General features: G+C 68.3%; 20 protein-coding genes. 4 read left to right on the forward strand and 16 right to left on the reverse strand.

The window, feature by feature from the left end; genetic code table 11:
- A partial coding sequence (locus tag ACSAMQ_RS15160) for a hypothetical protein (protein WP_435396441.1) occupies nt 1–203 on the reverse strand: 203 nt, incomplete at its 3' end.
- A gap of 294 nt (nt 204–497) precedes the next feature.
- On the opposite strand from ACSAMQ_RS15160, the gene cysD reads away from it, so the two are divergent.
- The gene (gene cysD, locus ACSAMQ_RS15165) at nt 498–1,454 is read left to right on the forward strand and encodes a sulfate adenylyltransferase subunit CysD (protein ID WP_435396442.1); all 957 of its coding nucleotides are present in this window, start codon (nt 498–500) and stop codon (nt 1,452–1,454) included.
- A gap of 77 nt (nt 1,455–1,531) precedes the next feature.
- Nucleotides 1,532–3,496: a sulfate adenylyltransferase subunit CysN gene (gene cysN, locus ACSAMQ_RS15170; protein WP_435396458.1), complete on the forward strand. Its 1,965-nt coding sequence runs from the start codon at nt 1,532–1,534 to the stop codon at nt 3,494–3,496.
- A gap of 76 nt (nt 3,497–3,572) precedes the next feature.
- Here cysN and ACSAMQ_RS15175 read toward each other — a convergent pair whose 3' ends face one another.
- The gene (locus tag ACSAMQ_RS15175) at nt 3,573–3,818 is read right to left on the reverse strand and encodes a GlsB/YeaQ/YmgE family stress response membrane protein (protein ID WP_435396443.1); all 246 of its coding nucleotides are present in this window, start codon (nt 3,816–3,818) and stop codon (nt 3,573–3,575) included.
- Nucleotides 3,819–4,399: 581 nt separating this feature from the next.
- Nucleotides 4,400–5,893 (reverse strand): M20 family metallopeptidase, encoded by a 1,494-nt coding sequence (locus ACSAMQ_RS15180; protein WP_435396444.1) that lies wholly within the window; start codon nt 5,891–5,893, stop codon nt 4,400–4,402.
- Between the two features lie 220 nt (nt 5,894–6,113).
- On the opposite strand from ACSAMQ_RS15180, the gene ACSAMQ_RS15185 reads away from it, so the two are divergent.
- Entirely contained in the window at nt 6,114–6,452 is a 339-nt protein-coding gene (locus ACSAMQ_RS15185) for a ComEA family DNA-binding protein (RefSeq protein ID WP_435396445.1), read from the forward strand.
- A gap of 543 nt (nt 6,453–6,995) precedes the next feature.
- Complete coding sequence (locus ACSAMQ_RS15190; protein WP_435396446.1) at nt 6,996–7,619, forward strand: HutD/Ves family protein; 624 nt, start codon at nt 6,996–6,998, stop codon at nt 7,617–7,619.
- A 143-nt stretch (nt 7,620–7,762) separates the two neighbouring features.
- Here the strand turns inward: ACSAMQ_RS15190 and ACSAMQ_RS15195 are convergent, their stop codons facing one another.
- From ACSAMQ_RS15195 to ACSAMQ_RS15255, 13 genes are all read right to left on the reverse strand, one after another.
- Nucleotides 7,763–9,415 (reverse strand): sulfite reductase subunit alpha, encoded by a 1,653-nt coding sequence (locus tag ACSAMQ_RS15195; RefSeq protein WP_435396447.1) that lies wholly within the window; start codon nt 9,413–9,415, stop codon nt 7,763–7,765.
- A complete protein-coding gene (locus tag ACSAMQ_RS15200; RefSeq protein WP_435396459.1) occupies nt 9,412–10,323 on the reverse strand; it encodes an FAD:protein FMN transferase in 912 nt (303 codons plus the stop codon). The genes ACSAMQ_RS15195 and ACSAMQ_RS15200 overlap by 4 nt, the downstream gene beginning before the upstream one ends.
- 96 nt (nt 10,324–10,419) lie before the next feature.
- A complete protein-coding gene (locus tag ACSAMQ_RS15205) occupies nt 10,420–11,229 on the reverse strand; it encodes a DUF4198 domain-containing protein (RefSeq protein WP_435396448.1) in 810 nt (269 codons plus the stop codon).
- A 118-nt stretch (nt 11,230–11,347) separates the two neighbouring features.
- On the reverse strand, nt 11,348–11,863 hold the full coding sequence (locus tag ACSAMQ_RS15210; RefSeq protein WP_435396449.1) for a DUF2271 domain-containing protein: 516 nt from the start codon (nt 11,861–11,863) through the stop codon (nt 11,348–11,350).
- Between the two features lie 46 nt (nt 11,864–11,909).
- On the reverse strand, nt 11,910–12,521 hold the full coding sequence (locus ACSAMQ_RS15215) for a PepSY-associated TM helix domain-containing protein (RefSeq protein WP_435396460.1): 612 nt from the start codon (nt 12,519–12,521) through the stop codon (nt 11,910–11,912).
- Nucleotides 12,522–12,628: 107 nt separating this feature from the next.
- A complete protein-coding gene (locus tag ACSAMQ_RS15220) occupies nt 12,629–13,315 on the reverse strand; it encodes a Fe2+-dependent dioxygenase (RefSeq protein WP_435396450.1) in 687 nt (228 codons plus the stop codon).
- Between the two features lie 92 nt (nt 13,316–13,407).
- On the reverse strand, nt 13,408–15,708 hold the full coding sequence (locus ACSAMQ_RS15225; RefSeq protein ID WP_435396451.1) for a TonB-dependent receptor: 2,301 nt from the start codon (nt 15,706–15,708) through the stop codon (nt 13,408–13,410).
- Nucleotides 15,709–16,300: 592 nt separating this feature from the next.
- The gene (locus tag ACSAMQ_RS15230) at nt 16,301–16,624 is read right to left on the reverse strand and encodes a Rieske (2Fe-2S) protein (RefSeq protein ID WP_435396452.1); all 324 of its coding nucleotides are present in this window, start codon (nt 16,622–16,624) and stop codon (nt 16,301–16,303) included.
- Between the two features lie 201 nt (nt 16,625–16,825).
- A complete protein-coding gene (locus ACSAMQ_RS15235) occupies nt 16,826–17,371 on the reverse strand; it encodes a GNAT family N-acetyltransferase (protein WP_435396453.1) in 546 nt (181 codons plus the stop codon).
- Nucleotides 17,368–18,606: a cysteine desulfurase gene (locus ACSAMQ_RS15240; RefSeq protein WP_435396454.1), complete on the reverse strand. Its 1,239-nt coding sequence runs from the start codon at nt 18,604–18,606 to the stop codon at nt 17,368–17,370. Before ACSAMQ_RS15240 ends, ACSAMQ_RS15235 begins: the two co-directional genes overlap by 4 nt.
- A gap of 226 nt (nt 18,607–18,832) precedes the next feature.
- A complete protein-coding gene (sufD, locus tag ACSAMQ_RS15245; protein WP_435396455.1) occupies nt 18,833–20,128 on the reverse strand; it encodes a Fe-S cluster assembly protein SufD in 1,296 nt (431 codons plus the stop codon).
- A gap of 90 nt (nt 20,129–20,218) precedes the next feature.
- Nucleotides 20,219–20,983 (reverse strand): Fe-S cluster assembly ATPase SufC, encoded by a 765-nt coding sequence (sufC, locus tag ACSAMQ_RS15250; protein WP_435396456.1) that lies wholly within the window; start codon nt 20,981–20,983, stop codon nt 20,219–20,221.
- 71 nt (nt 20,984–21,054) lie between these two features.
- On the reverse strand, nt 21,055–21,634 hold a 580-nt coding region (locus ACSAMQ_RS15255), incomplete at its 5' end, for a hypothetical protein (protein ID WP_435396457.1).

Consider the following 21,634-nt stretch of genomic DNA (forward strand, 5'->3'; position numbering starts at 1 on the left):
GTCGCGGCCGGAGCGGCGAGGGCGGCGACGTTGCCGGCGCCGGCGCGGGCCAGGCCGGCGGCATAGCCGGACAACCACCACAGGCTGTTGTGGTCCAGGCCCTCGGTGAGGCGGGCGAGCGAATCGAGCCGGTCCACGGGCAGCGGAGTGGCCAGTGAGGGCGGTGCGGACAGGGCTGGAGCGGACAGGGCGGCGGCGGGCACGGCGGTCGGCTTCTGACTTCGGGAGACTGCAGGCTAAGAGCGGCTCCCGGGCCGCGGAAAGGATGCTCGGTAATGCGCTCATGCCCGGCGCTTATTTCCTCCCCGAAACCGGGGGAATTCTAATGGCCTCACGCTCAGCCGCCGGTCCGGCCGGGCGCGGGCGTCCGCCGAGCGCGGCGGATCCGCCTCGATCAGCCTGCTTTCCGCCGACCGCGGCCGCAGCGACCGGTACCCTGGGCGGCGAGCGTCGCCCAGTCCGCCACCTCCGCTCCCCGCCTTGATGAGTCCGCCCGCATGAGTGCGTCACCCGACCTGAGCCCGCCGCTGTCCGCTCCGCCGCCGCTGCCCGCGCAAGCGTTGAGCCATCTGGACCGGCTCGAGGCCGAAAGCATCCACATCCTGCGCGAGGTGGCCGCCGAGTTCCGCAACCCGGTGATGCTGTACTCGGTCGGCAAGGACAGCTCGGTGCTGCTGCACCTGTTGCTCAAGGCCTTCTATCCGGCGCGCCCGCCGATCCCTTTGCTGCATGTCGATACGGGCTGGAAGTTCGCGGAGATGATCGCCTTCCGCGACCGCCGCGCCGCCCAGACCGGTGTCGACCTGCGCGTGCACATCAATCCCGACGGCCTGGCCCAGGGCATCGGTCCGGTCAGCCACGGCGCCAGCGTCCACACCGACGTGATGAAGACCCAGGGCCTCAAGCAGGCGCTGGACTGGAACAAGTTCGATGCCGCCATCGGCGGTGCGCGCCGCGACGAAGAGAAGTCGCGCGCCAAGGAACGCATCTTCTCGTTCCGCAATCCGCAGCATCGCTGGGACCCGAAGAACCAGCGCCCGGAACTGTGGTCGCTGTTCAACACCCGCATCCATGCCGGCGAGAGCGTGCGGGTGTTTCCGATCTCCAACTGGACCGAGCTCGACGTGTGGCTGTACATCTACCGCGAGAAGATCCCGGTGCCGTCGCTGTATTTCGCCGCCGAACGCCCGGTGGTGGAACGCGACGGCAGCCTGATCCTGGTCGACGACGAACGCCTGCCGCTGCGCGACGGCGAAGTGCCGCAGAACCGCAAGGTGCGCTTCCGCACGCTCGGCTGCTACCCGCTGACCGGCGCGATCGAATCCGAGGCCGACACGCTCGAGGCGATCATCGCCGAGATGCTGGTCGCGACCACCTCCGAGCGTCAGGGCCGGGTCATCGATCACGACCCGTCGGCGTCGATGGAACGCAAGAAACAAGAAGGCTACTTCTGATGAAGCCGGGATTCGCGAATCGGGAGCCGGGGCCGGAGCAGACCGAATTGGAACAGACCGAATTGGAACAGACCGAAATGGAGCCTGCCGAACGCGGCAACGCGGAAGCGATCGAGACATCAGGAAGGGTGGTGACATTCGCGAGTCCCGAGTCCCGAGTCCCGAGTCCCGCCACCGCCACCGCCAGCATCGCCGGCTACCTGCAGCAGCACGAGCACAAGAGCCTGCTGCGCTTCATCACCTGCGGCAGCGTCGACGACGGCAAGAGCACCCTCATCGGTCGCCTGCTGCACGACACCCGCCTGCTGTTCGACGACCAACTGGCCGCGCTCGACGCCGACAGCCGTCGCCACGGCACCCAGAACGGCGAGATCGATTTCGCCCTGCTCGTCGACGGGCTGGCCGCCGAGCGCGAGCAAGGCATCACCATCGACGTCGCCTACCGGTTCTTCGGCACCGAGAAGCGTAAGTTCATCGTCGCCGACTGCCCGGGCCACGAGCAGTACACCCGCAACATGGCGACCGGCGCCTCGACCGCCGCGCTGGCGGTGGTGCTGGTCGATGCGCGCAAGGGCCTGCTGACGCAGACCCGCCGGCACAGCTACATCGTGTCCTTGCTTGGGATTCGCCATGTGTTGCTGGCGGTCAACAAGATGGACCTGGTCGACTTCGATCAGGCCGTGTTCGAACGCATCGTCGGCGAATACCGAGAGCTCGCCGCGCAGCTCGGCATCGAACATGTCGCCGCGGTGCCGTTGTCGGCCCTGCACGGCCACAACCTCACCGAACGCTCGCCGCTGACGCCGTGGTACCACGGCCCGAGCGTGCTCGAGCATCTGGAATCGGTCGATACCGAACGCAGCGCGGCCGAACTCGGCTTTCGCTTGCCGGTGCAATGGGTCAACCGCCCGAACCAGGATTTTCGCGGCTTCGCCGGCACCATCGCCGCCGGCGCGGTGCGGCCCGGCGACGAGGTCGTCGCCTTGCCCTCGGGCCGCCGTTCGCGAGTGCAGCGCATCGTCACCGCCGACGGCGACCTCCATGTCGCCGGCGCCGGACAGGCGGTCACCCTGACTCTCGCCGACGAACTCGACATCAGCCGTGGAGACGTCATCGCCAATGCCGCGCGGCCGGCGCAGGTGGCCGACCAGTTCGCCATGCACCTGCTGTGGATGAACGCGCAGCCGCTGCTGCCGGGCCGCTCCTACTGGTTGAAGATCGGCGCGCGCACGGTCAGCGCCAGCGTCACCGAGATCAAGCACAAGGTCGACGTCAACAGCCAGGCCCAGCTCGCCGCCAAGCACCTCGAACTCAACGAGGTCGCTTACTGCAACCTGAGCCTGGACCAGCCGATCGCGTTCGAGGCTTACCTCGACAACCGCGAGCTCGGCAGCTTCATCCTGATCGACCGCCAGACCCACGCCACGGTCGCCGCCGGCACCCTCGATTTCGCCCTGCGCCGCGCCGGCAACCTCCATTGGCAGCCGGTGGACGTCGACAAGGCCGCGCGCGCGCGCAGCAAACACCAGAAGCCACGATGCGTCTGGTTCACCGGCCTGTCGGGCTCGGGCAAGTCGACCATCGCCAACCTGGTCGACAAGCAACTGCATGCGCTCGGTCACCACAGCTTCGTGCTCGACGGCGACAACGTGCGGCACGGCCTCAACAAGGATCTGGGTTTCACCGACGAGGACCGGGTCGAGAACATCCGCCGCGTCGCCGAGGTCGCCAAGCTCATGACCGATGCCGGCCTGATCGTGCTGGTGAGCTTCATCTCGCCGTTCCGCGCCGAGCGCAGGCTCGCGCGCGAGTTGTTCGAGGACGGCGAATTCGTCGAAGTGTTCGTCGACACCCCCTTGGCCGAAGCCGAGCGCCGCGACGTCAAGGGCCTGTACGCCAAAGCGCGCGCCGGCATGATCCCGAACTTCACCGGCATCGATTCGCCGTACGAAGCGCCCGAGTCGGCCGAGCTGCGGTTGGAGACCCTGGAAGCCGACGCGCAAGTATTGGCGCAGCGGGTGATCGATTACCTGCGCGATTGAGATCGCCCGCGGCAAGCGAACACCCCGGCCTGAGCCGGGGTGTTTTGTTCTCAGCCGCGTAAATGCCGCCGTCGCTTCACGGTTTGGCCGTCTTGCGCCGGATCATCTCGTACAGGAACAGCAGCACGATCGCGCAGATGATCGAGACGATCAGGCCGATCAGCCCGCCGCCGGCGTACAACAGGCTGCCGATGTAGGCGCCGGCGATGCCGAGCAGGATGGTGAGGATCCACCCCATGGGGTCGGCGCCGGGCTTGAAGAAGCGCGCTAGAACGCCGATGACCGCGCCGATGATGATCGTGGAAATAATGCCGCCTAGCATGGGCTTGCCCTCCTGGGGACGGTGGGAGACGCGGCTGGAGCATGTGGCGGCCAGCGTCGCTGCGGCGTGAGGGCGGGGCGTGCGGATTCGAAGCTACCGGCCTCCACCACATCAGCCCTTCGCAGCAAGCTCCCGAGGACGCCGCACCGTGCGATAACGCGGTCGCGGCTCGCGCCGCTCCCACGGTGGCCGCGCCGCATCCTGCCTTTGTAGGAGCGGCGTAAGCCGCGACCGGGATGCGCAGAAACTCCGCTGCTGCGTTTCGACCGAAGCGAACAAATCGCCATCGCATCGTCATGCGCAGCCCCCCGGCAAACGCCGCACTGTGCGACCACACGGTCGCGGCTCGCGCCGCTCCTACCCAGGAGCAGCGCCGGCAAAGGGCAGGAGCGGCGCAAGCCGCGACCGGGACGCAGAACCTTTCGCTTAAACGCGATCGACCGGAGCCACGAACGCCAACCTTCGTTCGCCAGCGGTGGCACGGCCATCGCCTTCCCGCGACCGACATCCAAAGCGACCCGTCCCCAAAACAGAAACGGGCCCGAAGGCCCGTTTCTTTCGCCATCGACCCGCCGCAAGGATCAGCAGCAACCGTGCCCGCCGTGGCGATCCCCGCTGTCGGCGACCACGGCCGCGCCGGTGGTCTCTCCGCGCTGGCCGGCCAGGTGATGCTCGGCGACCACGCGGGCGACGCAGGCGGTCACGCGCTTGCCCATCGGGATGTGCAGGAACTCGTTCGGGCCGTGCGCGTTGGAGTGCGGGCCGAGCACGCCGGTGATCATGAACTGCGCGCCGGGGAACTTCTCGCCGAGCATGCCCATGAACGGAATCGAGCCGCCTTCGCCCATGTACATGGCCGGCTGGCCGAAGAACTCGCGGCTCGAGGCGTCGATCGCGTTCGACAGCCACGACGACATCGCCGGTGCGTTCCAGCCGCTCGACGATTTTTCCAGTTCCAGGGTCACCTGCGCGCCGTTCGGCGGATCGCGCAGCAGCACGTCCTTGAGCAGCTCGCCGGCGCGCTTGCCGTCGAGGGTCGGCGGCAGGCGCAGCGACAGCTTCACCGAGGTATGCGGGCGCAGCACGTTGCCGGCCGAGGCCAGCGCCGGCATGCCGTCGACGCCGGTCACCGACAGGGCTGGGCGCCAGGTGCGGTTGAGCACCAGCTCGGCCAGGTCGTCGGCCATCGGCTTCATGCCGGGCAGGAACGGGAACTTGTCGTAGACCGCGGTGCCGAGCACCTTGGCGGCCTGGCGCGCCTGCTCCAGGCGTTCCTCCGGTACGTCCACGTACAGGCCCTCGATCAGGATCTTGCCGTTGCTCTCGTCTTCCAGGCGCGACAGCAACTGGCGCAGCAGGCGGAAGCTCGACGGCACCACGCCGGAGGCGTCGCCCGAATGCACGCCTTCGCTGAGCACCTTGACGGTGAAGTTGCCGCCGGCCAGGCCGCGCAGCGAGGTCGTGCACCACAGCTGGTCGTAGTTGCCGCAGCCCGAGTCCAGGCAGACCACCAGCGAGGGCTTGCCGATGCGGTCGGCCAGGTGATCGACGTAGGCGGGCAGGTCGTAGCTGCCGGACTCTTCGCAGGCCTCGATCAGGATCACGCAGCGCGCGTGCGGCTGCTGCTGTTCCTGCAGGGCCAGGATCGCCGCCAGCGAACCGAAGATGGCGTAGCCGTCGTCGGCGCCGCCGCGGCCGTAGAGCTTGTCGCCCTTGATCACCGGCTTCCACGGACCCAGGTCGTCGTCCCAGCCGGTCATCTCCGGCTGCTTGTCGAGATGCCCGTAGAGCAGCACGCAGTCCTCGTCGCTGCCGCCGTGTGCCGCCGGAATATCGATGAAGATCAACGGCGTGCGGCCTTCCAGGCGCACCACCTCGACCTGCATGCCCGGGATCGACTGGGCGCGGGCCCAGGTCTCCATGAGCCTGACGGCATCGTCCATGTAGCCGTGCTGGACCCAGTCGGCGTCGAACATCGGCGACTTGTTGGGGATGCGGATGTATTCGACCAGTTGCGGGACGATTTCGTCGTCCCACTTCTCGCTGACGTAGCGATCGACCTTGCTGGCGTCCATTGACGGACCTCTTGGAGCGGGGAAGGGGGCATTTTACGCCTCCCGGACCGTGTAGGACTTTTCCTACCCTGCGCTGCGGCATCCCCCGGCTTCGCACGGGCCCCTGCGGCGATAACCTGTGCCGGTCGAGACATGGAGACTGTCTCCACCGGCGGACACAAGGACTCAAGGACGTAAGGCCGCCGGCCAGGAACGGAATCCACTCTCAGGAGCTTTAACCATGAAATCGTTTGCCCTCATCGCAAAGTCGCTGGTTCTGTCGCTGATGCTCGCCGGCAGTGCCTTCGCCTCGGAAAAGGTCAACATCAACAGTGCCGACGCGGCCACCTTGGACCGCGTGCTGCTCAACATCGGGGCTTCCAAGGCCGAAGCCATCGTCGCTTACCGCAAGGCCAACGGGGCCTTCCGCAGCGTCGAGCAGCTGGCCCTGGTCAAGGGAATCGGCCTGAAGACGGTCGAAAAGAATCGGGATCGCATCGTGGTCGGCGGGGCCGCTCAGGTCCGCCCGACCAACACCGCCGGAGCCATCGCGGCCCCGCGCGCTGCCAGCAAGCGCTGAACAAGTCTGCCGATGCCGTAAGGACGCGGGGTCGGCAGCTAATCGGGCAAGGAGGCCCGAAAGGATTCGGGGGGAGGTCCCTGGACACGGAAGTACGTTGCCCCGCCCCAGAGGGATCTGCGGCGGGGCACACCCTTGTCCGGGGTTCTGGATTTGGGACCCGGGACTCGGGACTCGGGACTCGTGCCGGGCTCCTGGTTTTTGCCGTTGCTTTGAGGGTAGGAGCGGCGCAAGCCGCGACCGCCATCGATCAGCTCCGGCCAATTCCCCTGCAACCCGCGCGCGCCCCTGTAGGAGCGGCGTAAGCCGCGACCGCCATCTGTCGGCCAGCTAATCCCCTGGCACCCGCGCTCGCTCCCGACCCACAGGGATCCCTGCGCCATAAGCCGCATCCCGACTGTCGACGCCGGGCCACTGCGCGGCCAAGCCTCGCCGGCTTCGCCTAACGCCTCCGGCCCGCCATCCTCCGCTTCCAGCCCCCTCGCTTGGGCCCACCCAGGCCCAACCACTAGACTGCGCCTTCGTTCAGCCGCAGCCACGCCCATGCCCGACCGCCTGACCTGGTCCATCCCCGCCAACGAATACCGCCGCGAACGCTGGCGCAACCAATTCGGCTGGACCCGCGAGATCGTGCGCATGAGCCGCCAGAACGAGGCCGGTCTGGATCGCCCGATTCCCGGCGAGGACTGGGACTGGCGCCTGTCGATCGCCGAGATCGAGCGCGACGCGCCGTTCTCGGCGTTCCCCGGGGTCGACCGCGAACTGGTCCTGCTCAGCGGCAACGGCCTGCGCCTGCGTTTCGACGACGGCGAGGTCCACGAACTGCTGCCGCCGCACGACAAGCTGCGTTTCGCCGGCGAACGCGCGGTGCAGGGCGAATTGCTCGACGGCCTGACCCACGACTTCAACCTAATGTGGCGCCGCGACCGGGTCCGGGCCGAGCTCTGGCACCGTCCCCTGGTCGGGCCGATGGTGATCTTCGCCGAGCCGGGCCAGACCTGGGCCGTGCACCTGCTGGCCGGCCAGGCGCGGTTCGCCGACGATTCCGGCCTGCCGCCCCTGCAATCCGGCGACACCGCCCTCCTCGCCGCCGGCAGCACCCGCCTGCGCAACGTGCTCGAAGGCGGCGGAGAAGTGCTGCTGGTGCGGGTCGCTCCGCTCGACTGAGTCCGCTTGGCGCGGCTCCCAAGACCTGTCGTCCAACCAGAGCCATCATCCCCGAATCGCCATCCCCGCGCAGGCGGGGATCCAATGACCTCGGCGACCGTTCCACGGCGCGATCCGCACGCGTGTCCACGCGCTGGAGCCGCTCAATACACGTCGCGCCGATAGCGGCCATCCGCCGCCATGGTCTCCAACGCATCCACGCCGACCGCTTCGTGCAGCACCGCTTCGACGCCGGGGGCCATGCCTTCGAGGCTGCCGCAGACGTACACCGCGGCGCCTTGCGCGATCCAGTCTCGGACCGCGTCCAGGTGCGCGCGCAACACGTCCTGCACGTAGGTCCGCGTTGCGCCGTCGCGCGAGAACGCGTAGTCGACGCGTTCGATCGCGCCGGCGGCCTGCCAGGCGTCGAGTTCGTCGCGGTAATGCAGGTCGCAGGCGGCGTTGCGTTCGCCGAACAGCAGCCAGTTGCGGGTATGCCCGGCGGCGATCCGGGTCTTGAGCAATGCGCGCAGGCCGGCCAGGCCGGTGCCGTTGCCGATCAGCAGCAGCGGGCGGGCGTCGCTCGGTGCGTGGAAGGAGGGGTTGCTGCGGATGCGCAGGTCGATCGCCGCGCCTACCGCGGCATGATGGGTCAGCCAGCCGCTGCCGTAGCCGTAGCGGCCGTCGTCGTGGCGCATCTGCCGGACCAGGAGTTGCAGCGAGCCGTCCGCAGGCACCGAAGCGATCGAATATTCGCGGTGCGACAGCAGCTTGAGCGCGTCCGCGACGGCCTGCGCGCTCTGTCCTTGCATCGCATTGGGGTCGGGTAAGCGCGAACGCGCCAACAGTGCGGACAATGGCTCCTGCACATCTTCGTGGCGGACGATTTCAGCGCCATCGAGGCCGAGCGTCGCCAACCACTGCGCGACGTCGGCCGCGCTGTTGCGCGGGCCGATTTCGGCGATATCGCCGGCGTGCCAATCGAGCGCGGCGCCATCGGCCGGCACCAAGCCGAGCCGGAATACCGGGCCGCCGACGCTGCCGGGGTTCGACAGCAGGCGTTCGCGCAGGCGCCAGGGACGGTACTCGGGCGCGCTCCAGTCGGGCAGGTCGGTGCGGCCGGCGAGCAGGCCGAGGTGGTGTTGCCAATGACGCAAGGCGCCGGGATCGCCGTTGTCGACTTCGACGAGGTCGAACAGCGGTTGGGCGCCGGAATGGCGCAGCCAGTGATCGAGGCGATGACCGAACGCGCAGTACTCGGCGTACTCGCGGTCGCCGAGGGCGAGCACGCCGTAGCGCGTCGCCGCGAGTTCGCCGGTCTGCGCCATCGCCCGGCGGGCGAAGCCGGCGGCGCTGTCGGGCGCATCGCCTTCGCCGGTGGTGCTGACGATGAACAGCACCCGCGGATACTGCGCGAGCTGCGCGGCATCGAGGCTGCCGAGCACGGCGAGGTTGGCACGCAGTCCGGCACTGCGCAAGGCGTCGTAACTGCGGCGCGCAAGCTGTTCGGCGAAACCGGTCTGGCTGGCGAAGGCGACCAGCCAGTCGCCGCGTTGCTGCGCGGAGATCGCTGGCAAGGCCCGTGCGCGCGCACGCTGCGCGCGCGAAACCGCGATGGCGGCGACGAAGCCGACGTACAGCGCGACGACTGCGCCCGCCGCCCACAGCCGGCCGCGGCCCGGGAAACTCCAGCGCAGCGGTTCGGCCTGCCATTGCGACAAGCCCAGCGCGAGCGCGGCCAGCGCCAGCACGACCAGCAGATTGCCGAGGACGCCGAGGTCGAAACGCCGGCGCGGTGCGGGCGGCACGTCGCTCATGGGCTTCGTTGCCGGGCGACGAACGCCGGCGTGGTGCGGGTGACGAAGCCGTCGCCCTCGCGCAGTACGAACAGAGCCGCCAGGCCGTGCCGGTTCGCATAGGCCATGCCGGCGTGCGCGCCGAGCACAGTCAGTGCGGTGGCGAGTGCGTCGGTTTGCATGCAACGCGGGTGCAGCACGGTGACCGACGCCAGCGGGTGTGCGATCGGCCGGCCGCTGCGCGGGTCGAGGGTATGCGAGTAACGCTGGCCGTCGACATCGAAATAACGGCGATAGTCGCCGGAGGTCGCGATGGCCAGGCCGTCGAGCGCGATGACTGCGGCGGCTTCGTCGCCGCCGCCGGGCTGTTCGACCGCGACGCGCCACGACGTCGCATCGGGTTTGCGCCCGTGGCCTCGCAGTTCGCCGCCGACTTCGACCAGGCAATCGGCGATGCCCTGTTCGAGCAGGTAGTCGGCGACGCGATCGACGCCGTAGCCCTTGGCGATCGAGGACAGGTCGACATGGGCGCCGCCGGGTTGTTCCATGCCCCGCGTGGCGGCGTCGAAACGCAGCCGGCGCCAGCCCACCCGCGCCTGTGCGTTCGCCAGCGCGACGGGGTCGGGAGCGGCGTCGCGTGCGCCCGCAGGGCCGAAGCCCCACAGGTCGACCAGCGGGCCGATGCTCGGGTCGTAGGCGCCGTCGGTATCGGCGGCCAGCGCGAGCGCGGCGGCCATCACTTCGGAAAATTCGGCCGGCAGCGTGTGCACGCTGCCGGCCGCTGAGCGGTTGTAACGGCTGATGTCGGAGCCGGCTTCCCAGGTGCTCATCTGGGCGACGACCTCGTCGAGCCGCGCCTGGATGCCGCGCTCCAACATCGGCAGAACGCTGGCGCGGGCGATCAACTTGACCGACCAGCGCGTGCCCATGGTGACGCCGTCGAGCGTATGCAGCGACGCGACTTCGGGCGCATCCCATGTGCCCGACCACGTCCAGCTCGTCTGCGGCGTCGACTCCGGCATCGGTTACTGCGGCAGCACTTCGAACACGGCAACGTAGCTCAGGCGACGCTGCTTGGCTTCCGGCAGCGTGGTCTTGGCGTCTTCGCTGGCGGTTTCCAGCCAGTACATGCCGGCCTGCGGCCACTTGACCTCGAACTTGCCGTCGTTGCCGGTGGTGAGGTTGATTTCGTTCTGCTGGTCGCGATAACGCGTCGAGCCCGGCACGATCTCGATCTTGAGGCCGGCCGCCGGCTTGCCGTCGACGAGCAACTGGAACGTAGCGGTTTCGCCGGCGAACAGGTCGTTCGGATGGGTCACGGGCACCAGCTCGATGCCCTTGCCGGTGGTCTTGAACGCGGTCGTGCTCGGCTTGCCGACGGTGGCGAAGGTCTCCACACGGCCGAGGCTCTCGGACGCGTTGACCTCGATGGCGCCGGCCGGGATGCCGCTCTTGAACTCGCTGGCCTTGCCGCGCCAGCGTTTGGCTTCGCCGCCGAGCTTGTAGCTGGCGAACATGCCTTCGTTGTTCATCGCGATCTTGTAGGTGCCTTCCTGCGACAGTTCGACGTCGAACACGCTGCGCAGCTTGCCGGTCGAACCGTTCTGCGGCTGCACGCTGCCGCCGTCGGGCGCGGTGATCTGCAGGCGCTCCAAAGGCAGGGGCACGTGGTTGAAATAGAACAGGTCGTTGGAGACCGCTGCATCGACGGTCAGCCACGAGCCCTTGTCCGAGAACACGGTCTGCGAGGGCTGCAGCCAGGCCTTGTGCGCCTGGGCGGTGCCGGCGAGCGCGAAGGTGGCGACGACGGCGGCGGCGAGAAGTTTGAGGTTCATGGGCTTGAGTCCGGGATGGGTGATTCGGGATTCGGGATTCGCAAAAGCGGGTGAGGCTGGATTCGCGTCCGGGGCCGGGATTTCGCGCGTGCGAATCCCGAATTCCCGGTCCCGAATATCAAGGCTTCACCACCACCTTCACCTTGCCGAGTTCGGTCTTGCCCTGCGCCGACAGGTTCTGCGCCTTGGCCGGCCACTCGAACGGGATGCTCAGCATTTCGCGGCCGCCGACTTCGCGCGCGGCTTCCACGACCAGGGTGTAGCGGCCCGGAGTCAGCCCGGCAAGGGCTTTGCTGTTGCCCTTGAACGACACCGCATGCTGGCCGACCGGACGGGTCGCGCCGCTGACGCCGTCGACCGGCATGGTCAGCGTGCGGCCCGTGCGGCGCCACCATTGGCGCATGTCCTTGAGCCACTTGGTGCCTTCGCCGTTCTTCATGTCCAGGTCGTACCAGACCGCGAGATTGCTGGCGACGGTGTTGTCGGCCTTCTCGATCCAGGCGGCGACGTAGGGGCGGTGGTACTCGGCGGCGTTGATGCGCGGGATCTCGATGTTGAGTTCGAGATCGGCCGCGAGTGCGGGCATCGGCAGCACCATCGCCGGGATCAGCACTTTGAAAGACGACAGCTTCATGGATCGCTCCTGGGTTTCTAAAGCGTGGAATGCGTAAGCGAACGAATCAGTGCATGAACAGGATGATCAGCAGCAGCGGCACCGCCAGGCCCGCCGCGACCAGCGGCCAGGTCTTGCCGCGCTGGCGCGCGTGCAATTGCAGCAGCCACAGGCCGGTCGAGGCGAACAGCAGGCAGGCCACCGCGAACAGGTCGATGAACCAGCGCCAGGCCGCGCCGGTGTTGCGGCCCTTGTGCAGGTCGTTGAGCCAGGCGATCCAGCCGCGGTCGGTGCGTTCATACTCGATCGCGCCGCTCTCGCGGTCGATGCTGAGCCAGGCATCGCCGCCGGGGCGCGGCAGCGAAACGTAGACGTCGGCATCGGACCACTCGCCCTTGCGCCCGGCCGTGCGCACGTCCAACGCGTCGGCGAGCCAGTCGTCGACGGAGCCGGGCAGCGGCGCGTCGGCGGGGCGCTCGCTCTTGAGGCTGCGCAGCAGGCTCGCCGGCAGGGTCTCCTTGACGTTGACCACGACCGGCTCGGATTCGATCTGGGCGGCGTGATTGAGAGTGATGCCGGTGACCGAGAACAGCAGCAGTGCGACCAGGCTGACCGCGGCGCTGATCCAGTGCCAGCGGTGCAGGGTCTTGAGCCAATAGGAGCGGCGATTCGGATCGATCGTGCCCGAAGCGGCCTTGAACGGTTCGCCCTTGAACGGTTCGCCCTTGATCGGCCGGGCTTTGATCGAGCCGGTCTCGATCGCGCGATCGTCGCCGCCGGCCACGCTCACGTCTGGCTCCAGCGCCGCAGCAGATTGTGATAAACGCCGGTCAACTGGACCAGCGCGGGATGATCGGGCACGTCGGCGGTCAGGCGCCGGATCGACACGTCCAGCTCGAACATCAGCCGCCGCTGCGCGTCTTCGGCGAGCAGGCTCTGGATCCAGAAGAACGAGGCGATGCGTTCGCCGCGGGTGACCGGGGTGACCTTGTGCAGGCTGGTGCCCGGATACAGCACCAGGTCGCCCGCCGCCAGCTTCACCTGGTGGGTGCCGTAGGTGTCTTCAATGACCAGTTCGCCGCCGTCGTATTCCTCCGGCGCGCTCAGGAACAAGGTCGCCGACAGGTCGGTGCGCACCGCGTCCATGCCGCCGCGGCTGCGGTCGTAGCGGATCGCGTTGTCGACGTGGAAGCCGAACGACTGGCCGCCGGCGTAACGGTTGAACAGCGGCGGATACACCCGCTGCGGCAGCGCCGCGGAAAAGAAGGTCGGGTTGCGCGACAGGGCGTCGAGGATGAGCGGGCCGAGCTCGCGCGCGACCGGATCGTTCTCGGGCAGCTGCGCGTTGTCCTTGGCCTTGGCCGACTGATGGCCCGCGGTGATCCGGCCGTCGCTCCAGCCGGCTTGGGCCAGGCGTTCGCGACAATGGCCGACCTGTTCGGCGGTAAGCACCTTGGGGACGTGCAGCAGCATGGGTTTCCTCAATGCGGCCGCCCGGTGGACCCGGGCGGCGCGCCTGGACTGTGGAAGTCCGATTAGAACGTGAACTCGAGGCTCGGCACCACTCAGAAGGCGAAGTTGGCGCTCAGCACCACCTGGCGTCCGTCGCCCGGCGTCGCCCAGCCGTTGTGTCGGATCCGGGTGAAGTACTCCTCGTCCGTGAGGTTGTTGATGTTGAGCTGCAGCGAGGCCTGGCGGTTGATCTTGTAGTTGACCATCGCGCGGTGGGTCCAGTAGCTGCCGTAGGTCGTCAGCGGGCCGGCGACGTTGGTCGCGCTGTGCTGGTTCAGCCAGATCTTGCCCTGGTAGGTCGCACCGTAGCCGACCTGCCAGCGCGGGCTGATGTCGTAGGTGGTCCACAGGCTGAAGGCGTGCTCCGGCACCTGGGTCAGGCGGTCGCCGCGGGTGTAGTCCAGGCCCAGGCCGGCCTGGCGGTCGGACACGCCCTGCAGCACTTCGCTGTCGAGGAACGCGTAGTTGGCGTAGACCGCCCACTGGTCGCTGATCAGGCCGGACAGGCCGAGCATCACGCCGTCGACGCGCGCGCTGCCGTCGAGTTGCTGCAGGCCGGACAGGTTGGCCGGGTTGTCGAGGTCGGCGACCTTGTAGTTCTCGCGCTCGTTGCGGAACACCGAGCCGGTCAGGGCGAGGCGGCCGTCGAGAAAGTCCCACTTGGTGCCGAGCTCATAATTGACCGCGGTTTCCGGATCGACCGAGCAAGTCTGCGCGGTGCACGAGCCGTTGACCGAGGCCTTCGACGGAGTCTTCGAATTGCCGTAGGCGATGTAGATGCTGCCGTTCTCGACCGGCTTGTAGACCAGGCCGGCGCGATAGGAGAACAGGTCGTCGTTGCTCTTGAACGGAACGCTGTAACCGGTGACGGTACCGATCGGCAGGGCGGGCAGCGGCTGGTTCGCCGCGGTCGGGGCCTGCACGACCATCGCGTTGATGGTCTCGCCTTCGTTGCGCTCGTAGCGCGCGCCCAGGCTCAGCTGCCACTGCTCGTTGAACTTGAGCGTGTCGAACACGTAGATGGCGCGGTTGTCGAGCTCGCCTTCGCTGCGGCCGGTCAGGGTGCGGTTGACCGGGCCGCGGTAGATGTGGTCCGGACGCGCGATGTTCATCTGCGGCAGGCCCGACAGGTACGGGTTGGTGCCGTTGGGGTTGCGGAAATCGCTGGTGACGTCGAGATCGAACTCTTCGTGCAGCACCGAGAAACCGGCGACCAGGTCGTGCTCGATCGCGCCGGTGTTGAAGCTCACCGTCAGGTCGGTCTGGTTGTACAGCGTGGTGTTGCGGGTGTCGCGGCCGTAACCGCGCGGGCCGCTCGGGCTGTAGTTGCCGGGAAGGGTGCTGCCGCAGCTGGCGCCGAGCGGAGTCAGGTTGTTGGCCAGGCACCAGGTGCCCTGGGTGGCGTCGACCAGGGAGAACTGGTCGGCCTGCTGCCAGCGGGTCAGATTGCGGATCTTGAAGTTATCGTTGAAGGCGTGGTCGATGATCGAGGTGACCGAATCGACCTGCACGTCCTGGCGGTCGATGTTGCTGTAACCGTAGTAGTTGCCGCGGTCGACGCCCGGCAGCCCGTCGCCGTTGAAGAACGGCAGGCCGTATTGCGGGGTGTTGTCGTCTTCCTGATGCAGGTAGTTCAAGGTCCAGCTGGTGTCGCTGCCGAGGCCGAAGGCGAGCGAGGCGGCCACGCCCCAGCGCTCGTTCTGCTCGACGTCGCGGCCCGGCACGTCGTTCTGGTGGGCCATCGCGTTCAGGCGCAGCGCCGAGCCTTCGCCGAGGACGAAATTGCTGTCGGTGGTGACGCGGGTGTAGCTGTCGGTGCCCGCGGCGATCGACGCCTTGTGGAACTCGTTGAGGCTGGCGTTCTTGCTGACCAGGTTGACCGTGCCGCCGACCGAGCCGGCGCCGGAGTAGACCGAGTTGGCGCCGTTGACGACTTCGACCGCTTCCAGGTTGAACGGGTCGGTGCGGCTGTAGAGGCCGCTGTCGCGCACGCCGTCGACGGTGATGTCGGTGCTGGCGTCGAAGCCGCGCAGGTTGATCTTGTCGCCGAAACCGCCGCCGCCTTCGCCGGCGCCGAAGGTGATGCCGGGCAGGGTGCTGAGAATGTCGGTCAGCGACAGCAGGTTCTGGCCGTCGATGGTGGTGCGGTCGATCACGCTGATCGTCTGCGGGGTGTCGCGCAGGTTGGCGGTGTACTTGCCGCTGCTGGCCTTCTGCACGCGATGGCCGTGGACCGCGACGCCGTCGAGGTCCTTGGCCTGGGGTTCGGGCGCCGGTGCGGCGAGCACGGGCAGGCTGAGGGCGAGGGCAAGTGCACCGGCGAGCGGCGACACGACGAACTTCGTGGTCGACATGGGTATCTCGAGCAAGGGGGATGGAAAGCTGGAACGGCCGAAACCGCGGCAGATCGCAATCTTAATGAGAGAGGTTCTCATTTGCAACGAATTGTGAACAACTCGAGGGTCCTGTAACCGTTTACGGTGTAATGCAGGCGTGCTTTCGCTGGTAGGCGGCATACGCGATTGGCGAAAGGCATCCTCCCGCCCCTGTCGCCCCTTTCAGAAGGGCAAGCGCCGGGCGCAAGCGCAAGTCCGGTGCCCTGTCGGCATGGGGATTGCTTTCGACGCGTACGCGGGAGCGCGACAGGCGAGTCCTCCCAAGTCCCCTTTACCAGGGGAGGACGCAGGAACGGAGTGAAGCGGCAGCCATTGGCAAGGGCGCCGCGAATGCGGCCGTGACCGCCGAAACATCACAAGCGACAAGCGCGATCCGATGCCCCCTTCGACAAAGGGGCGTGCGCCCGGCGCAGGGCGCGAGGTCCGATGATGTTTCGGCGCGGGGGATTGGCGCTGGCGGGAGCGCCCCGCAGGCAGGCCGCGCTTATCGTGGCGGGATGTCGGTAAGCAGCGGCCAAGAACAGCCGCACGGATCTGCCCGCGCTACGGCTTACTCGCGGTCGTCGCGAGTCCAGACCCCGCCGTCTTCGACCTTGACCGGGAACTTCGCCACCGGCTCGTAGGCCGGCGCGCACAGGGGGCGGCCGTCGCGCACGTCGAAACGGGCGCCGTGCAGGACGCATTCGATCGTCGCTTCCTCGCCGTCGAAGGCGCCCGCGGACAGTTCGAAGTCCTCGTGCGAGCATCGGTCTTCGAGGGCGTAGAAATCGCCGTCGTAGTTGCAGACGAAGATCGCGGTGTCGCCGTCCCAGGCGACGGTGGACTCGCCGGGCAGCAATTGCGAGGTGGCGCAGACGAAAACCCAGTCGCCCATGGCGTGCTTCCTGAAGAGCCGGCAGTGCGGTGCCGTGCATTGTAGAAGGCGGCGCGGCCGGTGTGCGCGGCGCGCGTTCCTGGCCCTGCGGGGGAATCCGACCGGCCTAGGGATGCAGGCCGGATCGTAAGCGGCGTAGCGGGGACGACGGATGCGGCGCTCTGACCCGCACTTCACAATCCAGGCTTCCGCTCTCGGACGTCAGAACGTCTTCTCCAGCACCTCGAAGCGCAGGTCGTCGCGCTTGGGCAGGCCGAAGCGCTCGTCGCCGTAGGGGAAAGGCTTGTAGTGGCCCGTGCGGACATAGCCGCGGCGCTCGTAGAAGGCGATCAGCTCGTCGCGGATGTCGATTACGGTCATGCGCATGGCCGGCTGATTCCAGTCTTCGCGCACGATGCGCTCGGCCTCGTCGATCACGCGCTTGCCGATGCCGCCGCCCTGCAGGGTCGGCTTGACCGAGAACATGCCGAAATAGCCGGCGCCGTCCTCCACCGCGATGTGCGCGCAGGCGAGCAGCTCGGGCGCGGCGTCGGCGCCGTTGCGTTCGGCGATCAGGATCACGCTCTGCGGGCGGTCGAGGCAGGCCTTGATGTCGTCGGCGCCGGTGCGGCGGCCGTCGAGGAAGTCGGCTTCGGTGGTCCATCCGGCGCGGCTGGAATCGCCGCGGTAGGCCGATTCGACCAGGGCGACGAGGGCATCGGTGTCGGCCGGGGTGGCGGCGCGGAAGCTCAGGGAGTCGTGGGTCATGCGAGCAGTTTGCGGACTTTGTTCAGGGCGGCCACGAACGCGTCGATCTCGTCGTGGGTGTTGTAGAACGCGAGCGAGGCGCGGCAGGTCGCCGGCACGCCGAAGTGTTGCATGAGCGGGTGGGCGCAGTGGTGGCCGGAGCGGATCGCCACGCCTTCCAGGTCGAGCAGGGTCGCCAGGTCGTGCGCATGCGCGCCTTCGACCAGGAAGCTGATCACCGCCGCCTTCTCCTGCGCCTGGCCGAAGATGCGCAGCCCCGGCACCTGGGCCAGGGCGTCGGTGGCGTAGGCGAGCAACGCCTGCTCGCGCGCGTCGACATGGGCCATGCCGAGCGCCGACAGATAATCGACCGCCGCGCCGAGCCCGACGAAGCCGGCGATGTTCGGGGTGCCGGCCTCGAACTTGCGCGGGCCCTCGGCGAACACCGTGCCTTCGAAACGCACTTCCTTGATCATCTCGCCGCCGCCGATGAAGGGCGGCATCGCATCGAGGTGCTCGCGGCGCGCCCACAGCGCGCCGGTGCCGGTCGGGCCGCTCATCTTGTGGCCGGTGATCGCGTAGAAGTCGCAACCGACCGCAGCGATGTCGAGCGGCCGGTGCGGGGCCGCCTGCGAGCCGTCGACGAGGGTGGCGATGCCGCGCTTGCGCGCTTCGCGGCAGATCTCGCGCACCGGGTTGACGGTGCCGAGCACGTTGGAGACGTGGGTCAGCGCGAGCAGCTTCACCTCGGGCGTCAGCAACGAGTACAACCGGTTCAGGTCGAGCTGGCCGCGTTCGTCGATCTCGGCGACCTTGATGGTCGCGCCGGTGCGCTGGGCGACCAATTGCCAGGGCACGATGTTGGCGTGGTGCTCCATGCGGGTGAGCACGATCGCGTCCCCGGGACGCAGCCGCGGCAGCGCCCAGGAGTAGGCGACCAGGTTGATCGCGAAGGTCGTGCCGCTGCACAGCACCAGTTCGTCGACGCGCACGTTGAAAAAGCGCGCGAGCTTGGCGCGCGCGCCCTCGTAGGCCTCGGTGGCCTCGCTGCCGAGCGCGTGCACGGCGCGGCTGACGTTGGCGTTGTGATGGCGATAGAAATCGTCGACCGCCTCGATGACCGCGGCCGGCTTCTGGCCGGTGTTGGCCGAATCGAAATAGATCAGCGGCTTGCCGTGGACCTCGCGGGTCAGCACCGGAAAGTCGGTGCGGACGGCGGTCCAGTCGGGAGCGGCGAGGAGTTGGGCGACGGTCATCGGGCAGGTCCGGGGAGGGCGGCGACGAGTAGAGAGAACGAGTAGACAGGAACGAGTAGATAGGAACGAGAAACGGGTAAGAGCACGCGGGAACTCGTTACTCGTTCCTTTTAATTCGTTCCTCACCCGGTTCGTAGCTTCAAACGGTGGAGCCGGCATCGAGTAAAGAGGAACGAGTGAGGCCGCGTGGAATTCGTTCCTCGTTCCTGCGCACTCGTTACTCGCCTTAAACGAGCTGCAAGCGCTCCAGGGCGAGATTCACGCGCACTTCCAGGATCGCGCGCACGTCTTCGTCCTCGATCACCGACAGGGTCTCGCGGCAGAACGCGGCGGTCAGCAGCGCCCGCGCCTGTTCGGCCGGCAGGCCGCGCGAGCGCAGGTAGAACATCGCCTGGCTGTCGAGCTGGCCGACGGTGGCGCCGTGAGCGGCCTGGACTTCGTCGGCATGGATCTCGAGCACCGGCTGGGTGTCGATCTCGGCGCCTTCGTTGAGCAGCAGGTTCTTGTTCGACAGTGCGGCATTGCTGCCGTCGGCGCCCTCGCGGATCAGGATGCCGCCGTGGAAGGCGGTGCGCGAGCGGCCGGCGCCGAGCCCGCGCCAGGTCAGCTCGCACTGGCTGTCGCGGCCGACGTGGTCGATGCCCAGACGCGTATCCAGATGACGGCGACCGGTCGCGAGCAACACACCGTTGGCGTGCACCTGCGCGGCTTCGCCATGCAGCGCGGCATTGAGCTCGTGGCGCGACAGCGCCGCGCCGAGTTCGAGATCGATGCGGCGGTAGCGCGCGGCGCGGGCGAGCACGGCGTCGGTGCGCGCGAGCACGGTCGCGCCGGTGGCTTCGTCCTGCACGCGCGCATGCGACAGCGAGGCGTTCGGCGCCAGATGCACGTGGGTCAAGCTGTTCGACAGGTGGGTATGGCTGTCGGCGGCGAGCTGGTGCTCGACCAGAGTCAGCGAGGCGCCTTCGCGCAACTCGACCAGGTGACGCAGGTGCCAGGCGCGGTCGCCGGCGACCGGGCTGCCGACGAACACGAAATGGATCGCGCCTTCGACCCGCACGCCGGCGTCGACGCGCAGCACCGCGCCCTCGTCGGCCAGGGCGGCGTTGAGGCGGGCGAAGACCTCGTCGCTGCGCTCGAAGCGGCGGGCGAGGAAGTTGGTCTCGCGGGCGTCGTCGATCGCCAGCACCTGCGACAGGGGCTGCAGCGACACGCCCTGCGGCAGGCCGCTGAGATCGCTGTGCGCGGCGGCGTAGCGGCCGTTGTGGAAGACGATGCGCGGAGCCGGGATGCCGGCGATGGCCGAGGCATCGAAGCTGCCGGGAACGAGGTCGGCGGCGGCGAACGCGCGCCGGTCGAGCGCGCGCAGCGGCGTGTATTTCCAGGACTCGGTGCGCGGGCCGGGCAGACCGTCGCGCAGCACCGCGTCGAGCGCGGCGCGGCGGGTCGGGCCCAGACCGGCGGCTTCGCGCGCAGGCAGTTGGTCGAACGAGGCGGCGAATCCTTCGAGTAGCAGGCTCATGTCAGTGTCCTCGCGCAGGCGCGGCGCAGCGGACGCCCATCCGGGCCCGGGCCTGCGTATGCAAGTCGATGGCGGCGCGGCGGGGCTGGGTCACGCGGCGTTCTCCGGTGCGACGCGGTCCTTGAGCCATTCGTAGCCGTGCGCTTCCAGTTCCAGGGCCAGCTCCGGGCCGCCGCTCTCGACGATGCGGCCTTCGGCGAGCACGTGCACGACGTCGGGCTTGATGTAGTCGAGCAGGCGCTGATAGTGGGTGATGACCAGGAAAGCGCGGTCGGGCGAACGCAGCGCGTTGACGCCGTCGGCGACCGCTTTGAGCGCGTCGATGTCGAGGCCCGAGTCGGTCTCGTCGAGGATCGCCAGCTTGGGTTCGAGCAGGGCGAGCTGGAAGATCTCGTTGCGCTTCTTCTCGCCGCCGCTGAAGCCTTCGTTGACGCCGCGGTGCAGCAGTTCGTCCTTCAGGTGCAGCACGGCGAGCTTCTCGCGCACCAGCTTGAGGAACTGCATCGAGTCGAGCTCGGCCTCGCCGCGCGCCTTGCGCTGGGCGTTGAGCGCGGCGCGCAGGAAGTAGGTGTTGTTGACGCCGGCGATCTCGACCGGGTACTGGAAGGCCAGGAACACGCCGGCGGCGGCGCGCTCTTCCGGCTCCAGTTCGAGCAGGTTGCGGCCCTCGAATTCGACCGTGCCCTCGCTGACTTCATAGCCTTCGCGGCCGGCCAGGACATTGCCCAGGGTCGACTTGCCGGCGCCGTTCGGGCCCATGATCGCGTGCACCTGGCCCGGCTGCAGGTCCAGGGTGAGGCCCTTGAGGATGTCCTTGCCGGCGACGCGGACGTGGAGGTTTTCGATCTTCAACATGGCGGTGTCCAGAAAACTTGAGTGGCGCGGCGGCGCCGGTATCGGGAAGGCGGGCGGCGAAGGGCCCGCGCTCAGGTACAGACGCCTTCGTAGGCGAGCTTGCGCTTGGCGCCGCCGGCGTCGGCGTACTCCAGGCATTGCACGAAGTCGGAGCCGGCGAAGGCCTTCAAGGTCGGGCAGTCGAACAGGCGCGGTTCGGCTTCGGCGGCGACCTGCGCGGGCGCCAGGGCGCCGGCGGGGTCGGTCCACAGCAGTTGCTCGACACCGTTGCCGTCGAGGCTGCGCAGGCGCAGGCGCTCGCCGTCGATGGCGACCACCTCGGCCTCGAACGGCTTGCGCCAACGGCGCAGTTCCCGGCCGGCGTCGTCGATTTCGATCACGTCGTCGGCGATCAGCAGCTTGTCGTCGAGCGGCAGTGCCCGCACCCGCGCATACGGAGTCGCCCCGCAGGGATGTTCGCTCCACTGCAGCACGCGCGGGTCGCGGGTCTCGGCCCGCTCCGGCGCGATCGTGAATGGCAGCAGGTATTCGCCCTCGGCGAGCGCATGTTTGATCGCGCCCGGTGGCGCCAGCGGGGCTGCGGCCGGCGCCGCCGCGGTGGTCGGTGCCGTAGCAGGCACCGCCGCGGCAGGCCCAGCGGCTGCGGGAGTG

This window comes from Lysobacter sp. 1R34A (assembly GCF_051217035.1).
Classification (GTDB): Bacteria; Pseudomonadota; Gammaproteobacteria; order Xanthomonadales; family Xanthomonadaceae; genus Lysobacter.